The organism is Exiguobacterium profundum (assembly GCF_001909285.1).
GTDB classification, from domain to species: domain Bacteria; phylum Bacillota; class Bacilli; order Exiguobacteriales; family Exiguobacteriaceae; genus Exiguobacterium; species Exiguobacterium profundum.
The window spans coordinates 1,301,871-1,321,640 of the sequence record NZ_MRSV01000001.1; the positions used below are offsets into that span (position 1 = coordinate 1,301,871).

Sequence of the window (19,770 nt, forward strand, 5' to 3'; positions counted from 1 at the left end):
TGTCCTTCTTCTTTGCTGTTATGTACAAAAGCGATAAAGTTAGAACCCATATTATTCCTCTCTACAGAAAGAGTCAAGATAATCATTGAAAAATTCTGAAATTTCATCAAAGCACGATTTTTGAATGAGAATCCATCGCCCCTTATAATGACAAGAGAGGTGAGGAGAATGATTACAGACGGATTCTTATATATATACGCCCCGATGTGTGGTACATGCGCTGTGGCGGAAAAAATGTTGACGGTCGTCGAAGCGGTCGACCCTGAAATTAAAATCGAAAAGCGAGATGCGAACTATATCCCAAAAGAGCTAGAAGCCTACCAAGTGATGAGCGTACCCGCCTTGTTGAAGCTTGAAAATGGCGAGGTTCAAGATCGATTGTACGCGTTTCAGAATGTGCAACATGTCCTCTCTTTCATGAAATGAGAGAGGAACATTAGAATAATCTGAAAATTTTAAATAATCAGTTGACACAGAAAGTTCACGAATGGTATATTCATTACAACATCTTACTTGAACACAAAATAGGACGCGATATTCCCGATATCAAGACGTTTTGGCGAAGCCGCTGCTACCTTTATACGAATACACGTCAGTCTTCCCTTCGATTGTCCCCCAAAAAAATCAAGCGAAGAAAGACGTTCCGTATAATTGCACGGTCCAAGCCAAGATCGAGTGATGATTGGTGAATCTCCCCCATGTAAGGATGTAAATCTTGAACGGGCAAAAGATTTTCATCTATGGGCTGTCCTTCCGTGACTCAAGGTGCTACGTTCTGTGTCGTCCTCGGACGGCACCTTTTTTTTAATTTTTTTGAAAAAAGGATTTGACAGCAGAAAAAGCTGTCGCTATGATAAAGCTAATCGAATACACAACACTCTTATCAAGAGAGGCTGAGGGACTGGCCCTATGACGCCCAGCAACCGCGGAGCAATCCGAAATGGTGCTAATTCCAGCAAGGTGAGAAACCTTGACAGATGAGAGCAATCGTTGTCCGTACGATAAAGTGCGCACGTTTGCTCAAACGTGCGCGCTTTTTTTGTTGTCAGGAGGGAAAGGTATTGATTCAATTACGAAACGTCGCCAAATGGTTCGATACGAAGAATGGTCGTGTCCAGGCGGTCGATGATGTGTCATTAACAATTGATCGCGGTGAAATTTTTGGAATAATCGGATATTCGGGAGCGGGGAAATCGACGCTCATTCGATTACTCAACCGTCTCGAGTCACCGTCAAGCGGTGAAATCGAGGTCGCCGGGAGTGAGCTCACGAAGCTCAGCCCGAAAGAACTACGAGGGGTTCGCAAGAACGTCTCGATGGTCTTCCAGCACTTTAATCTTTTGTGGTCGCGCACGGTCGCAGAAAACATCAGCTTCCCACTCGAACTGATCGGGGTACCGGCAAGTGAGCGGAAACGACGCGTCCAAGAACTCGTCGAGCTCGTAGGTTTGGCTGGTCGTGAGGACAGCTATCCATCACAACTGTCGGGCGGTCAAAAACAGCGAGTCGGGATCGCCCGCGCGCTCGCTACAAATCCTGAGGTTCTCCTCTGTGACGAAGCGACAAGCGCGCTCGACCCGAAGACGACGGATTCGATTCTCGAACTGCTCGTCAGCATCAATAAGAAGCTCGGATTGACGATCGTCCTCATCACGCATGAGATGCATGTCATCCAAAAGATTTGTCACCGTGTCGCCGTGATGGAGGCCGGAAAAGTCGTTGAGACCGGTCAAGTCTCGGACGTGTTCCAACATCCGAAGCAACCGATCACGAAAGAATTCGTCAAGCAAATCGGGGCGGTCGACGATCTATCGCTCACGTTCGAACACCTTAAAGAACGGTATCCGAGCGGTCAAATCGTCAAATTGAAATTCTTGAACGAGACGGCAGAACAACCGATTTTGTCTGACGTCCTCAAGACGCATGACATCGGATTCAACATCATCGGCGGGAACGTGACCCAGTCACAAGTCGGTGCGCTCGGTACGCTATTCATCCAACTGATTGGGGAAGCAAGTGAAATCGATCGTGCCATCGCGTCGATTCGTTCGCAATCCGTAGAAGTGGAGGTGGAAAGCGATGTTTCCTAACGTAGATTGGCAAATTATGATGGAGCAGACTTGGGAGACGTTATACATGACGCTCGTCGCAGGTGTGGCGACGTTTGTGATCGGACTGGCTTTAGGTTTGATTCTCTATATTACAAACGAATCGCTTTTATTGAAGAATCGTCCGATTTACGTCTTCGTCAGCGCGATCGTCAACGTGTTTCGTTCGATCCCGTTCATCATCTTAATTATCTTACTCATCCCGTTCACGTTGTTCCTACTCGGTACGATGCTCGGTTCGACGGCGGCGCTTCCGGCACTCATCATCGGAGCGGCACCGTTCTATGCTCGGATGGTCGAACTTGCGCTTCGTGAAGTCGACCGTGGGGTCATTGAAGCGGCCGAATCGATGGGAGCGACAAAATGGCAAATCATCTACAAAGTCTTGATTCCAGAAGCGCTTCCGGCAATCGTATCGGGACTCACGGTGACCATCGTAGCAATCGTCGGTTACACGGCGATGGCGGGGGTCGTCGGGGGTGGCGGACTCGGGAACTTAGCCTTCTTGGAAGGATTCCAACGCTCACAAAACGACGTCACGTTCGTGGCGACGGTGCTCATCTTGATCATCGTGTTCGTCATCCAATTCATCGGTGACCGACTCGTCACAAAGATAGATAAACGTTCAGCATAATCACACATATACCATTTGGAGGGATTCATTATGAAAACTTGGAAAACAGTACTCGGATTGACAGCATTATCAGCATTCACGGTTCTCGCGGCTTGCGGCGGGGAAGAGGCAGAAACAGGTTCTGGCGATAAAAAAACATTGATCGTTGGTGCGTCAAACGTACCGCACGCTGAGATTTTAGAGCACGTACAAGAAGAATATGAAGCAAAAGGTTACAAACTCGAAATCAAGAAGTTCCAAGACTACGTGCTTCCGAACAAGACGCTCGCGAGCGGGGAGCTCGATGCGAACTACTTCCAACACGAGCCATACCTCGAGTCACAAATGGCTGAGAACAAAGACTACAAATTCGCATCAGCAGGTGGCGTGCACATCGAGCCGATCGGTGTCTACTCACAAAAATACAAATCGCTTGACGAGCTTCCTGAAGGAGCGGAAATCATCATGAGCTCATCGGTCGCTGACCACGGACGAATCCTTACGATGCTCCAGTCAGAAGGTCTCATCACACTTGCGGAAGGCAAAACGGTCGATGCGACAGTCGCTGACATCGTCGACAACCCGAAAGACTTGAAATTCAAGACGGACGTGGAAGCAGCACTTCTTCCAACGGCTTACAACAATGGAGAAGGTGATGCGGTCCTCATCAACACGAACTATGCGATCGATGCAGGTCTCAACCCACTCGAAGATGCGATTGCACTCGAAGGGGAAGATTCACCATACGTCAACTTGATCGTCACGCGTGAAGGGGACGAAGAAGACGAGCGCGTCAAGGCACTCCTCGAAGTATTGACGTCTGAAGAGACACAACAGTGGATCTTGGACGAATACAAAGGTGCGGTCGTACCGGTCAAACAATAAGTCATTTCGACTCAGGAGACTTCCTCCTGGGTCTTTTTTTGTTTATTTTTCTTTCATAAAGAGAAGTACACTACATATATGAAAGAAAAGGGGGGATTTGGATGAAGCTCAGACAGATTCATCCACTGACGTGGGGCGTCCTGTTCGGGACGTTTTTTGCACGACTGTCGACGTTTTTTGTCATGCCATTTTTTGCGATCTATCTAGCTACGCTCGGCTTTTCAGCGAGTGTGATCGGAACGATCTTTGCCGTGACGGCACTTTCAGGTCTGTTCATGAGCTTCTTTGGGGGGACACTCTCTGATCGGTATGGACGAAAACAGCTCATGTTGATTGGGATCGTGCTGAATGCCGTCACGTTCGCTGGTCTCGCACTTGCGACGGAACTGTTTTGGTTTTACATGCTATCGATGTTGATGGGGATGTCGCGATCATTCCTAGAACCGGCTTCGCGTGCACTCATCAGTGATACGACGCAGGCAGATCAGCGGGTCATCGTCTATAATGTCCGTTACTTCATGATCAATATCGCCGCGGCCATCGGACCACTCTTGGCGGTCGTCTTGTCACTCACTGGTGTGAAGACTGCATTCTTCGTCGTGACGGCTGTCTACATATTATACGGGATCATTATATCTATCTTGTTTTACAAATATCCGTTTGAAGAAGGGGACGGAATCAAAGCACGCCCGCGCTTGACGGAGACGTTTCGTGTCCTGAGAGATGACCGAACGTTTCGGGCGGTCATCATCGGGATGATCTTCGCGATTATCGGTTATAGCCAGTTCAATTCGACGCTCCCGCAATTCATCGCGCTACGCGATGGATTAGAAGAAGGCTCGAGATTATTCGCCTACTTATTAACGACGAACGCCATCACGGTTCTCATCGTCCAATATCCGATTATGCGTTTCGGGATTCGTGTCTCTCCGATCAAGTCACTCTTTTTCGGGATTTCGTCCTTGTCATTCGGACTTTTGCTTATTGGATTTGCGACGGTAGAGTGGGTACTATTTGTCGCGATGGCCATCTTTACCGTCGGAGAGGTGTTGATGTTTACCATGACGGACGTCTTGACGGATGAACTCGCGCCGGAACATTTAAGAGGGACGTATTTCGGGGCAATGGGATTGACATCACTCGGTCAGACAATCGGACCGATTATCGGTGGCGTGTTACTGGATACATTCGGTCAGTCGTCGCTTCCTGTATTCGGAAGTTTGGCACTCTTGACGGGGTGTGGTGCCTTCTTCTTCGCGGCTGCCGTACGAGAGCGGAAAGCAGTCCTCGCACTCGTCGAAGAAAATGCCGGATAATGTCTTGATTTCCTACTATTAGCATTCTCAACTTTTATCATTCTATTGAGAATGAATTCTAAGGTGAGTCGCTTGAAAAAAAAAAATGACTAGTCTAAGATTAGAATATATCTAATCTACGCCATTCACTATGGCGAGAAAATACGGAAGGGGTATCCGAATGTCTAACGTACCACAAATGAAAATTGATGACCTCCGCGTCTCAATCGAAGGAAAAGAGATTGTCAAAGGTCTTAACCTAGAAATTAAAGGTGGCGAAATTCATGCCATCATGGGTCCGAACGGGACTGGTAAATCAACACTCGCATCAGCACTCATGGGTCATCCACTTTATGAGGTCACTGGGGGAAGCGTCGAATTAAACGGCGAAGATGTCCTCGAGATGGAAGTCGACGAGCGCGCACAAGCAGGGATGTTCCTTGCGATGCAGTACCCGGCTGAAATCAGTGGTGTCACAAACGCGGACTTCTTGCGTTCAGCAATCAACTCACGTCGTGAAGAAGGTCAAGAAATCTCGCTCATGAAGTTCATCCGTGAACTCGATGCGAAGATGGAACTTCTCGAAATCCCTTCAGAAATGGCACACCGTTACTTAAACGAAGGATTCTCAGGCGGTGAGAAGAAGCGTAACGAAATTCTTCAAATGATGATGATTCAACCGAACATCGCCATCTTGGATGAAATCGACTCGGGTCTTGATATCGATGCCCTTAAAGTCGTTGCCAAAGGCGTAAACGAAATGCGTTCAGAAGAGTTCGGCTGCTTGATCATCACGCACTATCAACGTCTCCTCAACTATATCGAGCCAGACTTCGTACACATCATGATGGACGGGAAAATCGTCATGTCTGGTGGTAAAGAGCTCGCACAGCGACTCGAGGCAGAAGGTTACGACTGGGTGAAGCAAGAACTCGGAATGACAGTAGACACAGAAGCGTAAGGAGGCTGTACGATGACCGTACAATTTGAATTGGATGCACAAGCGTTGTCGGCACGTGCAGAAGCGCTCGGCGGACCAGCATGGATGGTCAACCGTCGTAAAGAGGCAGCAGAACTTGCGCCGACACTTGCTTTGCCAAAAGTTGAAAAAATTAAGATTGATAAGTGGGACTTCACAGCGGGAGATGTCGAGCTCGAACAAAAAGACGGCTTGACAGCGGACATCGAATCACTCCTCGGAGACCACCGGACAAACGTGCTCGTTGAACGCAACGGTCATGTCGTCTATAACGAATTGTCGATGCCTGAAGGCGTTTTGTTCATGGGAATCAAAGAAGCGATGGAGCAACATCCTGAGCTCGTTGAGAAATACTTCATGACTGAAGGCGTACGTGTCGATGAAGAACGTCTTTCGGCGTTGAATGCTGCCCTCACAAACGGTGGTGCATTCATCTACGTACCGAAAAACACGCAATTGAAAGATCCGCTTCAAGCCATCTTCACGATGGAACAGGCGAACGGTGCCCTCTATCACCACACGATCCTCGTCGCAGACGAAGGTAGTGAAGTGACATACATCGAAAACTTCCTTTCTGGCACGAATGAACCGCATACGGTCAACGTCGTGACGGAAGTATTCGCTGGAGAGAACGCGAAAGTCGTCTTCGGTGGTGTCGATCAGCTCGCTGAATCAGCACTTACGTTCATGAACCGTCGCGGTGTCGTCTATGCGAACGGTCGCCTCGATTGGGCGCTCGGTCACATGAACGACGGGAACTCGGTCGTCGAGACGAAGACTCACCTCGTCGGCGACAACACGTATTCAGATACAAAAGCTGTGACAATCGGTCGCGGTGCACAGAAACAAAACTTCAACATTCGTACCGACCACTTCGGAAAAGCATCTGAAGGGTTCATCTTGATTCACGGTGTCCAAAAAGACGCAGCCACTGCAATCTTCAGCGGGACATCGATGATTCACCACGGTGCGTCAAAATCGAACGGTGTACAAACAGAGCGCGTCTTGATGCTCTCTGAAAAAGCACGTGGGGATGCCAACCCGATTCTTCTTATCGATGAAGATGACGTTATGGCAGGTCACGCAGCGTCTGTCGGTCGTGTCGATGATGTTCAATTGTACTACTTGATGAGCCGTGGTTTGTCTCGCCAAGAGGCAGAGCGTTTAATCATCCACGGATTCTTGACGCCTGTCGTCGAAGAACTCGCAATCGATTCGGTCAAAGACCGTCTCCGCGAAGTCATCGAAGGGAAAGTACGTTAAGATGTTGAACGCCTCGATTCGTGAACAGTTTCCGATTTTAGATCAGGAAATCAATGGACACCCGCTCGTTTATCTTGATAGCGCGGCGAGCTCACAAAAGCCGCTCGCTGTCATCGAGGCGATCGAGGACTATTATCGTCGCAACCATTCGAACGTGCATCGTGGCGTCCATACGCTCGGGACGCAAGCGACGGATGCGTATGAAGGGGCACGTGAACGCGTCCGCTCATTCATCCATGCGGCGGTTCCTGAAGAAATCATTTTCACTCGTGGAACGACGACGGCCATCAACTTGGTCGCATCGAGCTACGGAGATGCGAATGTCGGTGAAGGCGACGAGATCGTCCTCACTCCGATGGAACATCATGCGAACTTAATCCCATGGCAACAACTCGCCAAGCGAAAAGGCGCGACACTTCGATACGTCGAGCTCACGCCGGACGGACGTGTCACACTCGATGCGGTTCAAGCGGTGTTATCAGACCGGACGAAAATCGTCGCGATGAGTCACGTCTCGAACGTACTCGGGACGATTAACCCGATTGCCGAAGTCGCTCGACTCGCGCATGAATTGGGTGCAGTCATGGTCGTCGATGCCGCACAAAGTGCACCGCACCGAAAACTTGACGTCCAAGCACTCGACTGTGACTTCCTCGCCTTTTCTGGACATAAGATGCTCGGACCGACTGGAATCGGTGTCTTATATGGGAAGAAGCAACTCCTCAAAAACATGGAGCCGGTCGAGTTCGGTGGCGAGATGATTGACTATGTCGATTTATATGAATCGACGTGGAAAGACATCCCGTACCGTTTCGAAGCGGGAACACCGATTATCGCCGGAGCGGTCGGACTTGCGACAGCCATCGATTTCTTAGAAGAAATCGGTCTTGAAAACGTCGAAGCACACGAACGTGAACTCGCGTCTTACGCAATCGAGCAGATGAAAACGATTGAAGGGATCGAGATTTACGGTCCTGAAGATCGCGTCGGTCTCGTCACGTTCAACTTGAAGGACGTTCATGCGCACGACCTCGCGACTGTGCTCGACATGCAAGGTATCGCGGTTCGTGCCGGTCATCACTGTGCACAACCACTCATGCGTCTTTTGAAGCAATCATCGACGGCACGGGCGAGCTTCTATTTGTATAACACAAAAGAAGAAGTCGACCGCTTCATCGAGGGATTACGGCAAACGAAGGAGTATTTCAATTATGAGTTTTAATAATCTCGACATGTTGTACCGCCAGGTCATCATGGATCACTATAAAAACCCAAGAAACCGTGGCGTCATCGAAGATGGCGTGACGGTGGACTTGAACAACCCGACGTGTGGGGATTCGCTTCGTCTTCAACTACAGGTCGAAGACGACATCGTCAAAGATGCGAAGTTTGAAGGGGAAGGCTGCTCAATCAGTCTCGCCTCGGCATCGATGATGACCCAAATCGTCAAAGGAAAAACAGTAGAAGAGGCGCTTCAACTCGCCAACATCTTCTCTGAAATGGTTCAAGGAAAAGAGTACGACACGGATACGTTTGACCTCGGTGATATCGAGGCGCTCTCAGGCGTATCGAAATTCCCGGCTCGAATCAAGTGTGCCACGCTCGCGTGGAAGGCGCTTGAAAAAGGAGTAGACGAGGACGCGTAAGGAGAAGGAGGAGACCGATATGGCAAAGAACATGCCGGAAATTGGCGATTATAAATACGGCTTCCATGATCGGGACGTTTCGATTTTCCGTTCAGGCCGTGGCTTGACGACAGAAATCGTAGAGACGATCTCGCGCATGAAAGAAGAGCCACAATGGATGCTCGACTTCCGTTTGAAGTCGTTGGATCACTTCAACAAGATGGCGATGCCGACATGGGGCGGAGACCTCTCGGCACTTGATTTCGACGAAATCACGTACTATGTCAAACCATCTGAAAAGACAGAACGCTCATGGGATGAGGTACCAGAAGAAATCAAACGTACGTTTGACAAGCTCGGTATCCCAGAAGCAAAACAAAAATACTTGGCAGGTGTCTCGGCTCAGTATGAGTCTGAGGTTGTCTACCATAGCATGCAAGAAGACTTCGAAGAAAAAGGTGTCATCTTCAAAGATACAGACACAGCCCTCAAAGAAGACGAAGAGATCTTCAAAGAGTACTTCGGGAAGTTGATCCCGCCGACGGACAACAAGTTTGCGGCCCTCAACTCAGCAGTTTGGTCGGGTGGCTCGTTCATCTATGTACCAAAAGGCGTAAAACTCGAGCAACCGCTCCAAGCCTATTTCCGCATCAACTCGGAAAACATGGGTCAGTTCGAGCGTACGCTCATCATCGTCGACGAAGGCGCATCGGTTCATTACGTCGAAGGATGTACGGCACCGGTTTACACAACGAACTCGCTTCACTCAGCGGTCGTTGAGATCTTCGTCAACAAAGATGCATACTGCCGTTACACGACAATCCAAAACTGGGCGAACAACGTCTACAACTTGGTAACGAAACGTGCAGTCTGTGAAGCGGGTGGATCAATGGAGTGGATCGATGGAAACATCGGCTCGAAACTCACGATGAAATACCCGGCTGTCATCTTGAAAGGGGAAGGCGCACGTGGGATGACACTCTCAATCGCCCTCGCTGGTAAAGGACAGCACCAAGACGCTGGCGCGAAAATGATTCACCTCGCACCGAACACGTCGTCGTCTATCGTCTCGAAATCGATTTCGAAACAAGGCGGAAAAGTATCGTATCGTGGAATCGTCCACTTCGGCCGTAAGGCGAAGGGCGCGCGCTCGAACATCGAGTGTGACACGCTCATCATGGACAACGAGTCGACGTCAGATACAATCCCGTACAACGAAATCTTGAACGACCAAGTGTCACTCGAGCACGAAGCGAAAGTCTCAAAAGTGTCAGAAGAGCAACTCTTCTACCTCATGAGCCGTGGAATCTCGGAAGAAGAAGCGACAGAAATGATCGTAATGGGCTTCATCGAGCCATTCACAAAAGAATTACCAATGGAATATGCGGTCGAAATGAACCGTCTCATCAAGTTCGAGATGGAAGGTTCGATTGGATAATTGCTTGAATGACGGATTCCCTGTAAAAAGGGGTCCGTTTTTTTTGTTTTTTCTATGCCATATGTAGGGTATGCTAAAAAAGAGAAAGAATCATAGAAAGGATGGATACACATGTCACGTATTCCGCATAAAGATGAGATTGACCCGAAAGACATCACTCGCATCGCCGTCATCGGTGCAGGTTGGGTCGGCGTCAGTTTCGCCTATCAATTATCCACGGCTGCGCTTTGCGAGGAGCTCGTCTTAATCGACTCGAATCATGCCAAGGCAGAAGGAGAGGCGATGGACCTCAATCATGGGATCTCATTCGCCCCGACACCGGTCCGGATTTGGGCAGGGGACTACTCGGATTGTAAAGACGCAGATATCGTCGTCATCACGGCAGGAGCCGCACAAAAACTTGGGCAGACACGGATGGACCTCGTCGAGCAAAACGCCAAGGTCGTCCGCACCGTGACCGAAGACTTGATGAAGAGCGGGTTCGACGGCATTTTAGTCGTCGCGACGAACCCGGTCGATGTGATGGCACACGTCGCCTGGAAAGCATCGGGTTTACCAAAAGAACGCGTCATCGGTTCAGGGACGGTCCTCGATACAGCACGACTCCGTTACAAACTTGGAGACTATTTCGAACTATCGCCACGAAACTGCCACGCCTACTATATGGGGGAACATGGGGATACGGGCTTTGTCGCATGGAACAACGCACGCATCTATGGGAAGAGTATCGATGAACTATTAGCGGAGAACGAGAAATATCAGTTCGAAGACTTAGAAGCGATCTATGCGGACGTACGCGACGCTGCTTACCAGATCATCGAGCATAAGAACGCCGCCTATTATGCGATTGGGGTAGGCTTGCTTCGCATCATCCGGGCCATCGTCCGAAATGAAAACTCCGTCGTGACGATTGGCGCTCACCTAGACGGCGAGTACGGGGCGAGTGACGTGCATATTGGCGTACCGGCCTTGATTGACCGAAGCGGCATTCGTAAGATCATCGAGATTGAATTGACGAACGAAGAACAACAGAAGTTTGACGCCTCGGTACAAACTATCAAAGCAGGGATTGAGAAAGTCGAGCCCACATCCTAAAAAAGATCCGACTGCTTAGGCAGTCGGATTGTTGGTTAAGACGCCTCTTCTTCGGCGATATCTTTCTTGTAATACTTCTCGGATGTGAAGAACTCGGTTGTCAATCGTTTCACTTCACCACTTAGAAGCAAGACGGCAATCATATTCGGGATGAGGATCATCGCTAGCATCAAGTCTAGGAAGTTCCAAATCATCTGAGCGCCTCCAATCGAACCGATGACAATCGAGACGATATAAACGGCCTTCATGATTTTTCCTGCCGTTTAACCGAATAAGTACTCGGCTTGTCGCGAGCCGTAAAAGATGATGACGATAATGGTTGAGAGGACGAAGAAGATGAGTGAGATGGTGACGAGTAAGCTTCCCGTGTAACCGAAGTATTCATTGAAAGCAATCGTCGTCAACGCTGCTGGGTCATCCATCGCTCCGTCTGCCGTCCAGACACCTGAAGACAAGACGACGAATGCGGTCGTGCTACAAATGATGAGCGTATCGATGACGATTCCGATGACGGCCCAGAACCCTTGGCGCACCGGATGGTCCGTCTGTGCCGCGGCGTGGGCAATAGGTGCCGTTCCAAGACCGGCTTCATTTGAATAGAGTCCACGGGCGAAGCCCCAACGAATCGTCTCAGCAACGGCGGCACCGGCAAACCCACCGAACGCGGCCATCGGCTCGAATGCATAAGAGAAGATGAGACTGAGAACGTTTGGAATCTCAGAGAAGTTCATCAAGACGATGACGAGTCCGGCTCCGACATAGACGAGTGCCATGCCAGGGACGACGATCTCGGTGACTTTCGCGATGCGCTTCAGTCCGCCAAAGACGATGATGCCCACAAGAATAGCGACGACAATCCCCGTGATGAGCGTGTTCCCATTGAACGTCTCACGGACTGCCGAGCTGACAGCGTTTCCTTGTACCATGATACTCGGAATGAGTTCGATCATGAGAGCGAAGGCGAACCACGTCGCGAGCCACTTCCAACGAAGTCCTTTTGATATGTAGTAGACCGGTCCCCCGACAAATTCGCCGGCATCATTCTTCTCACGATAGTGCACGGCCAGTACGCTCTCTGAGAACTTGATGGCCATGCCGATGATAGCGATGACCCACATCCAGAAGATGGCACCCGGTCCCCCGAACATAATCGCTGCAGGTACACCGATGATGTTCGCGGCCCCGACTGTTGAAGAGAGGGCTGACGTCAACGCTTGTCTCGGACTGATGTCGCCTTCACCTTTCGGCTTTTTAAAAATGCTGCCGAATGTTTGCTTGAATATGTAGATGGGGTAACGAAACTGAAAGAAACCGAGCTTGATGGTGAGGAAGATACCGGATAAAACGAGTAACGAGATAATCGGTACGCCCCAAAGCCAGTCGGAAACGTTCGTGACAAGAGTAATAAATTCATTCATACAACCACTCCAATTCCATTATTTTACTTAAATACTGTTTCCTAAAGTAAGGACCTCTAAACATCTTTGACAAAATAAAGGAGGAAAATAGAATGAGAGTTGCTAAACGTTTGATTGTATCTGGACGTGTCCAAGGCGTGGGGTTTCGATATTTTTCACAGGAGACCGCGCAACGATTCGGCATCAAAGGATGGGTTCGCAATCTAAGTGACGGGACAGTCGAGCTACATGCAGAAGGAACCGAGCAAGAAATCGACGCCTTCGAGCAGACGTTGAAGGATGGCAATCGCTTTGTCGGTGTCGAACGAATCGAAGAGACGGAAGCGTACGATCAGGAATTTCGCTCGTTCGACATACGCTATTAACCGCTTACATCTCCCTATATGTGAAAGGGAGATTTTTTTGTGAAATCTACATTTCAAAAAATTAAACCTCGAATTTTGGAGATAGGGTGGTCAAACGATAGGAAGTGTGTATAATGAAATAGACCAAGCGATATATTGTCAGAAAATTTAGTTATTATTTTTTTGTTATGTCTTTCGGAATATCAAGTGTATGGAGGTAGTTGTATGAAAAAATCGACATTGTTCCCGTTAGCGTTTACGATTTTTGCTTTATTCTTTGGGGCCGGGAACTTGCTGTTCCCACCTGAGCTCGGCGCCTTGGCGGGGGAAAACCTCGTACCGGCGATGATCGGGTTCGTCATTACGGGTGTCGGTTTACCGCTTCTTGCTTTGTTCGCAGTCGCTCGGGTCGGCGGCGGGACAGACCAAATTGCTCGTTATATTCCAAAGCGTCTCGCGCTTATCTTGACAGGATTGATGTATGTGGCTATCGGACCATTCTTCGGAATCCCGCGTACGGCTGCTGTCACGTATGAAATGGGACTCGTTCCGTTTCTCGATGCTCCTTCTACTTTGACACTCGCGATGAGTTCGACCGTCTTTTTCGGGTTGACGTTCTTCTTGACGCTTCGTGCTCAAAAGTTGATTGAAGTCATCGGGCGCATCATTACACCAATCCTCTTGTTCTTGCTTGCAGCGATTGGAATCACAAACCTCATCTCGCCACTCGGGGAGCCGGGAGCTCCAGCGGAAGGATTTGAGACATGGGTGGGTGCACTCGGCCAAGGTTTCCAACAAGGCTATTTGACAATGGATGTATTCGGGGCCCTCGTCTTTGGGGCAATCGTCCTCGTCACGTTGAAAGCTAATGGATTGAGTGACCAAAAAGAAGCGTCTTCGCTTCTTCGCTCTGCGGGCATGCTTGCCGTTACCTGTTTGATGCTCGTCTATATCTCGCTCGGTTCAATCGGTGCGAATATGACAGTCGCAGAAGGAACGACGAGTGGCGCAAGCCTTCTCCAAGCGTTCGCAGGTACGTCTTACGGACAAGTCGGAATGCTCGCACTCGGATTAGCGGTCTTCCTCGCTTGTTTGACGACAGCAGTTGGCCTCATCTCAGAGTTCTCACGCTTCATCAGCAATCAGTTTGATTCTCTCAAATATCATCATGTCGTCATCGCGACAACGTTGTTTGGATTCATGATCTCACTCGTCGGTTTAAGTTCGTTGATTCAAATCGCCGTGCCGCTTCTCACGCTCCTCTATCCGGTCATGATCGCACTCGTGCTCGTATCGGTGACGGAACGTCTTCAACGAAACCCTGGTGTGGCGATGAAAGCGACGATTTATACGGCGCTCGTTCTCTCATTCTTTGAAACGTGGAACGGCATCCAGCCTTCTGCGGTTACTTCTTGGATTGGAAACTTACCAATGGCGGATATCGGACTTGCCTGGGCAGTTCCGACGATGATCGTCTATGCGATCACGCTTCTTCTTCCGAAAGGAACGTCACAAGAATCACTCGCTCAATCACGCATCTCATAAGTCTCGTCCATCCTTTGGTCAAGGATGGGCTTTTTTCTGTCTTATTTTTTGCCTGGATGTGAGCTCAAACAGTAAAATGGAAAGATGAAAAGGGAGTGACATTCGTTGACGACAAAAAAAAAAAATCAATTGGCGATTCTCATGTTGAACATGTTTATCGCCGTCGCCGGATTTGGGATCATCATCCCGATTATTCCGGATTACTTAAAGATGATTGGCGAGGGAGGGACAGCCGCCGGACTCATGATTTCCGTATTTGCGGGTGCCCAGCTCGTCATGTCACCGATTGCCGGGAAATGGGCGGACGTCCACGGCCGCCGACTCATGATCATCCTCGGTCTGATCGGATTCACCATCTCGATGGGAGTCTTCTATCTATCAGATAATTTGACGATTCTTCTCGTCTCTCGTGCCATCGGGGGTGTTGGTGCAGCGCTTTTGATTCCTGCCATCTTCGCTTATGTGGCAGATATCACGACACTCGAGCAACGAGCTCGAGGAAACAGTTATATTTCCGCGGCAATGTCGCTTGGAATTGTAGTGGGACCAGGGATTGGTGGCTTTTTCGCTGAATTCGGCTTGAAGACACCGTTGCTCGTTTCAGCGATTGTATCGTTTATCGCTGTCATTTCGTCTGTGCTTCTTCTTAAGGAGCCTGACCGTACTCCATACGTGGCGCCTAAAATTAAAGAGTCTTTACCGACGCAGCTGGTCATGTCGACGCGAAAACCGTACTTCTTCGTATTGGTCATCAACCTCGTCATGGCGTTTGGTCTGATGGCGTATGAATCGGTACTTGGGCTCTATGTCAGTGAGATGTTCAGTGCGACACCACAAGAGATTGCCATCATGGTAACCGGAACGGGGATTGTGAGTGTCATCGTTCAATTGTTTGCGGTGGACCGTCTCGTCGAATGGTTGGGTGAGACCAAGGTCGTACTTGCTTTCATCGCGCTCGCCTCATTTGGCTTCTTGTTATCTTTGTTCGCTGGTACGTATATGCTCTTCTTCGCAGTGACACTCGTGATTTTCTTATCGACATCTATTTTACGACCGGTGTTGAACACGCTCGTGTCGAAACTTGCAGGAAACGAGCAAGGTCTTGCCATGGGGATGAACAACGCTTATATGAGTATTGGGAATATTTTAGGGCCGACATTGGCGGGAATCGCCTTTGATATTGATATGCGCTATCCGTTCATGATGGGACTCGTCCTATTGCTCGTCACATACATGGGCACATGGAACTGGTCGAAACGGAAAGCGGCCGCCATTTCAGAATCGTAAAGGAGGACGCTATGATCTATGTAGGTGTGACCGGATGGGGTGACCACGATTTGCTGTATACGACCCCAGAAGAACGAAAACATAAATTATCGACATATGCGGGACATTTTCCGACTGTTGAAGTCGACTCGACCTTCTATGCGATTCAACCTGTGAAAAATATAAAAAAATGGGATGGGGAAACACCGGATCATTTTCAATTCGTTGTGAAAGTTTCCAGGGAAATGAGCGGACATGATCGTGAGCCGAAAACGCCTTTGATTGAACTGTTTGAGCGTTATCGCGTCTCGGTCGATCCGTTAAAACGAGCGGGGAAATTACGGGCTGTGCTCGTTCAATTGCCGCCGTGGTTCGATGTGTCAAAGCCACACCTGGATTATTTGAGAACGCTTCGTGCCGAGCTGTCAGATTACGAGATTGCCATCGAGTTTCGCAATCCGACCTGGTTCTCAGAAGCGTTCCGAGACCGGACGCTTCAATTTTTGAAGGAGCAGCGGTTCATCAACACGATTTGCGATGAACCGCAAACGAAAGAGAGCAGCATCCCGTTCGTACCGGTCGTGACGCATCCTGATGTTGCGGTCGTTCGATTGCATGGACGCAATACGTCAGGATGGCTCAAAAAACCTGGAATGACGAGTCAAGAATGGCGGCATGTTCGCTGTCTGTACCGGTATAGCGAGGAAGAATTGCAAGAATTGGCGACCTCACTTCGTGAGATTGACCGTGATGCGAAAGACGTGTATGTATACTTTAACAACAACTCGGCTGGGGATGCAGCACCGAATGCGAAGCGACTCATTGAGATTCTTGGCCTTGAATATGAACTCGCGCCGAGACAAATCAGTTTGTTTTAGAAGGAAGGGATGGCCATGACGACACTGTCTATTTTTCATTACAACGATCTTCATTCAAAGTTCGACCAATGGCCGAAACTTGTTTCATTTCTAGAAGAACATCGGACTGACGACACGCTGTACTTTGATTTAGGAGATCATGCCGACCGCACCCACCCGGCGACCGAAGTGACACGTGGAAAGTTGAATGTTCGTTTGCTCGAGCAACTCCGTCCGACAGCGGTCACCATCGGAAACAACGAAGGAATCACTTTTCCTCATGATTGGCTAGCCGAACTGTATGACGAAGCAACATTTCCCATCTTACTTGGGAATGTATATGAAGCAGACGGGTCACGACCGAATTGGGTCGATGAGACGCTCGTTCTTGAGAAAGATGGCTTCCAGATCGGTCTGTTTGGTGTGACCGCTCCATATGAAGAGTTATACCCAGAGCTCGGCTGGCAGATTGAATCGCCTTACGAGGCGGCGGAGCGAGCGCTGAAACAGTTGGCGCATTGTGATGTCATCATCGCGCTCAGTCACCTTGGATTCTTTGGAGATGAGCGATTAGCTGAAAAGTTTCCTGAAATCGATGTCATTCTCGGTGCGCATACACATCATGTTTTAGATGAAGGTGTGATGACGAACGGTGTGTTGATTGCACAGGCCGGAAAATATGGGAAGTACGTCGGTGAAGTCACACTGACGCTTGGTGAGTCAGGAATCGTATCGAAAGAAGCGCGCCTTCACGAACTGTCTCAGCAATCGGATAGTCCAGACACGTTGGCGTTGTTGCGCACAGAAGGGGCAGATGCCGAACGCCTTCTTGATGTCACGATTGCAGAGACGGATGGATACGCCTCCGATTGGTTCGGACCTTCTCCACTTGGTGACCTGCTCGTCGAAGGGATGGTCGAATGGTGTGCGGCGGATGTTGGGATTATTCCATCTGGGGTTGTGCTAGAAGGCCTTGCACCGGGTGGGGTGACGCTCAACATGTTGCATCGGATCTGTCCGCATCCAATCAACCCTTGTGTGTTGACATTGGACGGTGAAACGTTGTCGCGTTTCCTTCACGATACTAATGAAGAAACGTTCACGAATATGCATGTCAGAGGTCTCGGGTTCAGAGGGACCGTTCTCGGAGAACCGAGTCTCTATCAAATCGAACAACGTGACGGTCAGACTTATGTGATGGGGGAACGATTGGATTTAAATCGGACATATCGTGTCGCAACGGTCGATATGTTGACATTCGGTCCGCTTCTTCCTTATTTGGCAGACCAACCAAAGCGATATTTCATGCCCGAACTTCTGCGGGATGTATTACGAGAAACAATCGTCGCCCGTCATGAAGTGATTCGAAAAGGATAGAGCACATCGACGGGGGCATGCTATGATAACAGAGTGGAGGTGGGAGCGATGATTCGAGTGAATCGCCACGGATATACCGTCTTGGAAGAAAAACGGGACGGGTTCGATGAAGAGGCGTTTATCGCACGGTATAGTGACGTGCTAGATAAGTACGATTACATCGTCGGTGATTGGGGGCATGGTCAGTTGCGATTGAAGGGATTCTATGAACCGCAATCTAAATTGGCGACCTATGAGAACCGAATTGATCACGTGATGGACTACGTATACGAATATTGCAACTTTGGATGTCCTTATTTCGTTTTGAAAAAAGAAACGGAAATCAACGAAGAAGAGAGTGGACCCGTCTTTGGGGGAACGAAACAAAAACTGAAGTTGAAGCGTAAGTTTAACAAGACCGATGAATCAAACGTGTGAAGTGCTGAGCCGTCAGCACTTTTTTTATTACATTTGATTTCCAAATATTTCGTTTAGGTAAAAAGTCGTGACTTCCGGTTTTGAGGTTGGAAAAATGTGATAAATTGTCATTAAGGATAGTTTCGTCGTTTTTTGGTTTTGATTGTGAGGTGATTTGGATGCAACATGTACAAACGACCGTCGGGGATCGGGATGACGTCCATAATCGAATTCATAACTTCGGACTCGGGATATTGGCCATGTTCTTTTTTGTTTTTTATTTCATGATGACCTTTTATTTTACGGCGGCAGTCATTCTATTTGAACTCTTTCATGTGTTGATCATCCGTCGTTTTGAATATGGCCATTCGTTCTTGCGAGGCCGTGTCTTCAAAGTCACATCTCACCTTGTGTTATCACTCGGGGTGCTGTTGTTGATCTTGTCCATGTCTCAGTTCTTTTTAGGCAATGTGATGATTCGCTAAGCGGAAAGGAAAAATTCCTTTCCCTTTTTTTATTTTTTTTTGAAACGTTTTGTCACCTTTTCACGTACACTGATAGAAAGACAACAAAAAAGGATGGATTACTATGAGATCTGAATGGAAACAACATGCACGACACGCCTTGAAAGGAAAATGGTGGTTGATGGCCGGATTGGCACTCTTGTTCCTCATTATTAACGGGATTCCGCAATGGTTTGCGCCTGAAATGGACGTCAACTCGCCAGAACCGTTCACATCGACAGAAGTCACTTTGAGCTTTGTATCGAACGTTCTGCAAATTTTAATTGCCCCACTTGCGATCGGTTGGTCGTGGCTTGCTCTCAACGTATCACGTGAGAAAGGAGCCTCGCTCTCAACGCTGTTCAAGCCGTTCCAGACACGTTACTTCAAACATGTCATCACCTCGTTTGTGATGGGGGTATTCCTCGTGTTATGGACGTTGTTACTCATCGTACCGGGAATCATCAAAGGATTCTCATATTCACTTACGCCGTACATTTTGCGCGATCAGCCTGAACTTTCCGCACTCGAGTCGATCACAGAATCACGTCGTCTCATGGATGGGCACAAGATGGAAGCCTTCATGCTCGTCTTGTCCTTCTTTGGTTGGTTCCTCGTCGGGATCTTGACGCTCGGGATCGGGTTCTTCTTCATCGGACCTTACTTCTCGACGACGTACGCGACGTTCTACGATTCGATTCGAGACAAGCAAGTTGATTCGAATGAGCCAGTGCACGGAACAGAACAAGGATTTTAAAGAAAC

Annotated in this window: 19 protein-coding genes, 1 pseudogene and 1 riboswitch; of the genes and pseudogenes, 19 read left to right on the forward strand and 1 reads right to left on the reverse strand. The window is 48.9% G+C overall.

Features of this window, described 5'->3' with window-relative positions; all coding sequences use genetic code 11:
- Positions 1-168 precede the first annotated feature (168 nt).
- The 11 genes from BBB58_RS06785 (at position 169) to BBB58_RS06835 (ending at position 11,301) form a co-directional block, all read left to right on the forward strand.
- A complete protein-coding gene (locus BBB58_RS06785) occupies positions 169-426 on the forward strand; it encodes a thioredoxin family protein (protein ID WP_084543056.1) in 258 nt (85 codons plus the stop codon).
- A 451-nt stretch (positions 427-877) separates the two neighbouring features.
- A riboswitch (SAM riboswitch) is annotated at positions 878-984 on the forward strand.
- 77 nt (positions 985-1,061) lie between these two features.
- A complete protein-coding gene (locus tag BBB58_RS06790) occupies positions 1,062-2,090 on the forward strand; it encodes a methionine ABC transporter ATP-binding protein (protein ID WP_074036352.1) in 1,029 nt (342 codons plus the stop codon).
- Positions 2,080-2,742 carry a methionine ABC transporter permease gene (locus BBB58_RS06795; protein WP_012726857.1) on the forward strand — a complete coding sequence of 221 codons (663 nt, stop codon included), beginning with the start codon at positions 2,080-2,082 and terminating at the stop codon, positions 2,740-2,742. The genes BBB58_RS06790 and BBB58_RS06795 overlap by 11 nt, the downstream gene beginning before the upstream one ends.
- A 30-nt stretch (positions 2,743-2,772) precedes the next feature.
- On the forward strand, positions 2,773-3,606 hold the full coding sequence (locus BBB58_RS06800; protein ID WP_074036354.1) for a MetQ/NlpA family ABC transporter substrate-binding protein: 834 nt from the start codon (positions 2,773-2,775) through the stop codon (positions 3,604-3,606).
- Positions 3,607-3,707: 101 nt separating this feature from the next.
- Positions 3,708-4,922 (forward strand): MDR family MFS transporter, encoded by a 1,215-nt coding sequence (locus tag BBB58_RS06805; protein ID WP_074036356.1) that lies wholly within the window; start codon positions 3,708-3,710, stop codon positions 4,920-4,922.
- A 178-nt stretch (positions 4,923-5,100) separates the two neighbouring features.
- Positions 5,101-5,862 carry a Fe-S cluster assembly ATPase SufC gene (sufC, locus tag BBB58_RS06810; protein ID WP_143180266.1) on the forward strand — a complete coding sequence of 254 codons (762 nt, stop codon included), beginning with the start codon at positions 5,101-5,103 and terminating at the stop codon, positions 5,860-5,862.
- Between the two features lie 12 nt (positions 5,863-5,874).
- Positions 5,875-7,143, forward strand: coding sequence for a Fe-S cluster assembly protein SufD (sufD, locus tag BBB58_RS06815; RefSeq protein WP_074036358.1), 1,269 nt, complete (start codon positions 5,875-5,877; stop codon positions 7,141-7,143).
- Between the two features lies 1 nt (position 7,144).
- Positions 7,145-8,365, forward strand: coding sequence for a cysteine desulfurase (locus tag BBB58_RS06820; protein WP_074036360.1), 1,221 nt, complete (start codon positions 7,145-7,147; stop codon positions 8,363-8,365).
- Positions 8,355-8,789, forward strand: coding sequence for a Fe-S cluster assembly sulfur transfer protein SufU (sufU, locus tag BBB58_RS06825; RefSeq protein ID WP_026825487.1), 435 nt, complete (start codon positions 8,355-8,357; stop codon positions 8,787-8,789). Before BBB58_RS06820 ends, sufU begins: the two co-directional genes overlap by 11 nt.
- A 19-nt stretch (positions 8,790-8,808) precedes the next feature.
- A complete protein-coding gene (gene sufB, locus BBB58_RS06830) occupies positions 8,809-10,206 on the forward strand; it encodes a Fe-S cluster assembly protein SufB (protein WP_074036362.1) in 1,398 nt (465 codons plus the stop codon).
- Between the two features lie 111 nt (positions 10,207-10,317).
- Complete coding sequence (locus BBB58_RS06835) at positions 10,318-11,301, forward strand: L-lactate dehydrogenase (protein WP_074036364.1); 984 nt, start codon at positions 10,318-10,320, stop codon at positions 11,299-11,301.
- Positions 11,302-11,336: 35 nt separating this feature from the next.
- On the opposite strand, the pseudogene BBB58_RS06840 reads toward BBB58_RS06835, so the two are convergent.
- Positions 11,337-12,719 (reverse strand): annotated as a pseudogene (locus BBB58_RS06840) (alanine/glycine:cation symporter family protein).
- Between the two features lie 92 nt (positions 12,720-12,811).
- Here BBB58_RS06840 and BBB58_RS06845 point away from each other — a divergent pair.
- From BBB58_RS06845 to BBB58_RS06880, 8 genes are all read left to right on the forward strand, one after another.
- Positions 12,812-13,084, forward strand: coding sequence for an acylphosphatase (locus BBB58_RS06845; protein WP_047795120.1), 273 nt, complete (start codon positions 12,812-12,814; stop codon positions 13,082-13,084).
- A 204-nt stretch (positions 13,085-13,288) separates the two neighbouring features.
- Positions 13,289-14,608 (forward strand): branched-chain amino acid transport system II carrier protein, encoded by a 1,320-nt coding sequence (brnQ, locus tag BBB58_RS06850; RefSeq protein WP_074036366.1) that lies wholly within the window; start codon positions 13,289-13,291, stop codon positions 14,606-14,608.
- Positions 14,609-14,713: 105 nt separating this feature from the next.
- On the forward strand, positions 14,714-15,895 hold the full coding sequence (locus BBB58_RS06855; RefSeq protein WP_074036368.1) for an MFS transporter: 1,182 nt from the start codon (positions 14,714-14,716) through the stop codon (positions 15,893-15,895).
- Positions 15,896-15,906: 11 nt separating this feature from the next.
- Positions 15,907-16,752: a DUF72 domain-containing protein gene (locus BBB58_RS06860; RefSeq protein WP_074036370.1), complete on the forward strand. Its 846-nt coding sequence runs from the start codon at positions 15,907-15,909 to the stop codon at positions 16,750-16,752.
- A gap of 15 nt (positions 16,753-16,767) precedes the next feature.
- On the forward strand, positions 16,768-18,108 hold the full coding sequence (locus BBB58_RS06865; RefSeq protein ID WP_244150697.1) for a bifunctional metallophosphatase/5'-nucleotidase: 1,341 nt from the start codon (positions 16,768-16,770) through the stop codon (positions 18,106-18,108).
- A gap of 48 nt (positions 18,109-18,156) precedes the next feature.
- Positions 18,157-18,525, forward strand: a complete 369-nt coding sequence (locus BBB58_RS06870; RefSeq protein WP_047795125.1) for a YutD family protein — start codon at positions 18,157-18,159, stop codon at positions 18,523-18,525.
- A gap of 158 nt (positions 18,526-18,683) precedes the next feature.
- Positions 18,684-18,989 carry a hypothetical protein gene (locus tag BBB58_RS06875; protein WP_074036374.1) on the forward strand — a complete coding sequence of 102 codons (306 nt, stop codon included), beginning with the start codon at positions 18,684-18,686 and terminating at the stop codon, positions 18,987-18,989.
- A 103-nt stretch (positions 18,990-19,092) separates the two neighbouring features.
- On the forward strand, positions 19,093-19,764 hold the full coding sequence (locus BBB58_RS06880; protein WP_074036376.1) for a DUF975 family protein: 672 nt from the start codon (positions 19,093-19,095) through the stop codon (positions 19,762-19,764).
- The last annotated feature ends 6 nt before the right edge of the window (positions 19,765-19,770 follow it).

Excerpts from the sequence above, each read along its gene's own strand:
- BBB58_RS06785 (WP_084543056.1), top strand. The coding sequence starts at position 169 with ATGATTACAGACGGATTCTTATATATATACGCCCCGATGTGTGGTACA.
- BBB58_RS06795 (WP_012726857.1), top strand. The coding sequence starts at position 2,080 with ATGTTTCCTAACGTAGATTGGCAAATTATGATGGAGCAGACTTGGGAG.
- BBB58_RS06800 (WP_074036354.1), top strand. The coding sequence starts at position 2,773 with ATGAAAACTTGGAAAACAGTACTCGGATTGACAGCATTATCAGCATTC.
- BBB58_RS06805 (WP_074036356.1), top strand. The coding sequence starts at position 3,708 with ATGAAGCTCAGACAGATTCATCCACTGACGTGGGGCGTCCTGTTCGGG.
- sufC (WP_143180266.1), top strand. The coding sequence starts at position 5,101 with ATGAAAATTGATGACCTCCGCGTCTCAATCGAAGGAAAAGAGATTGTC.
- sufD (WP_074036358.1), top strand. The coding sequence starts at position 5,875 with ATGACCGTACAATTTGAATTGGATGCACAAGCGTTGTCGGCACGTGCA.
- BBB58_RS06820 (WP_074036360.1), top strand. The coding sequence starts at position 7,145 with ATGTTGAACGCCTCGATTCGTGAACAGTTTCCGATTTTAGATCAGGAA.
- sufU (WP_026825487.1), top strand. The coding sequence starts at position 8,355 with ATGAGTTTTAATAATCTCGACATGTTGTACCGCCAGGTCATCATGGAT.
- sufB (WP_074036362.1), top strand. The coding sequence starts at position 8,809 with ATGGCAAAGAACATGCCGGAAATTGGCGATTATAAATACGGCTTCCAT.
- BBB58_RS06835 (WP_074036364.1), top strand. The coding sequence starts at position 10,318 with ATGTCACGTATTCCGCATAAAGATGAGATTGACCCGAAAGACATCACT.
- BBB58_RS06845 (WP_047795120.1), top strand. The coding sequence starts at position 12,812 with ATGAGAGTTGCTAAACGTTTGATTGTATCTGGACGTGTCCAAGGCGTG.
- brnQ (WP_074036366.1), top strand. The coding sequence starts at position 13,289 with ATGAAAAAATCGACATTGTTCCCGTTAGCGTTTACGATTTTTGCTTTA.
- BBB58_RS06860 (WP_074036370.1), top strand. The coding sequence starts at position 15,907 with ATGATCTATGTAGGTGTGACCGGATGGGGTGACCACGATTTGCTGTAT.
- BBB58_RS06865 (WP_244150697.1), top strand. The coding sequence starts at position 16,768 with ATGACGACACTGTCTATTTTTCATTACAACGATCTTCATTCAAAGTTC.
- BBB58_RS06870 (WP_047795125.1), top strand. The coding sequence starts at position 18,157 with ATGATTCGAGTGAATCGCCACGGATATACCGTCTTGGAAGAAAAACGG.
- BBB58_RS06875 (WP_074036374.1), top strand. The coding sequence starts at position 18,684 with ATGCAACATGTACAAACGACCGTCGGGGATCGGGATGACGTCCATAAT.
- BBB58_RS06880 (WP_074036376.1), top strand. The coding sequence starts at position 19,093 with ATGAGATCTGAATGGAAACAACATGCACGACACGCCTTGAAAGGAAAA.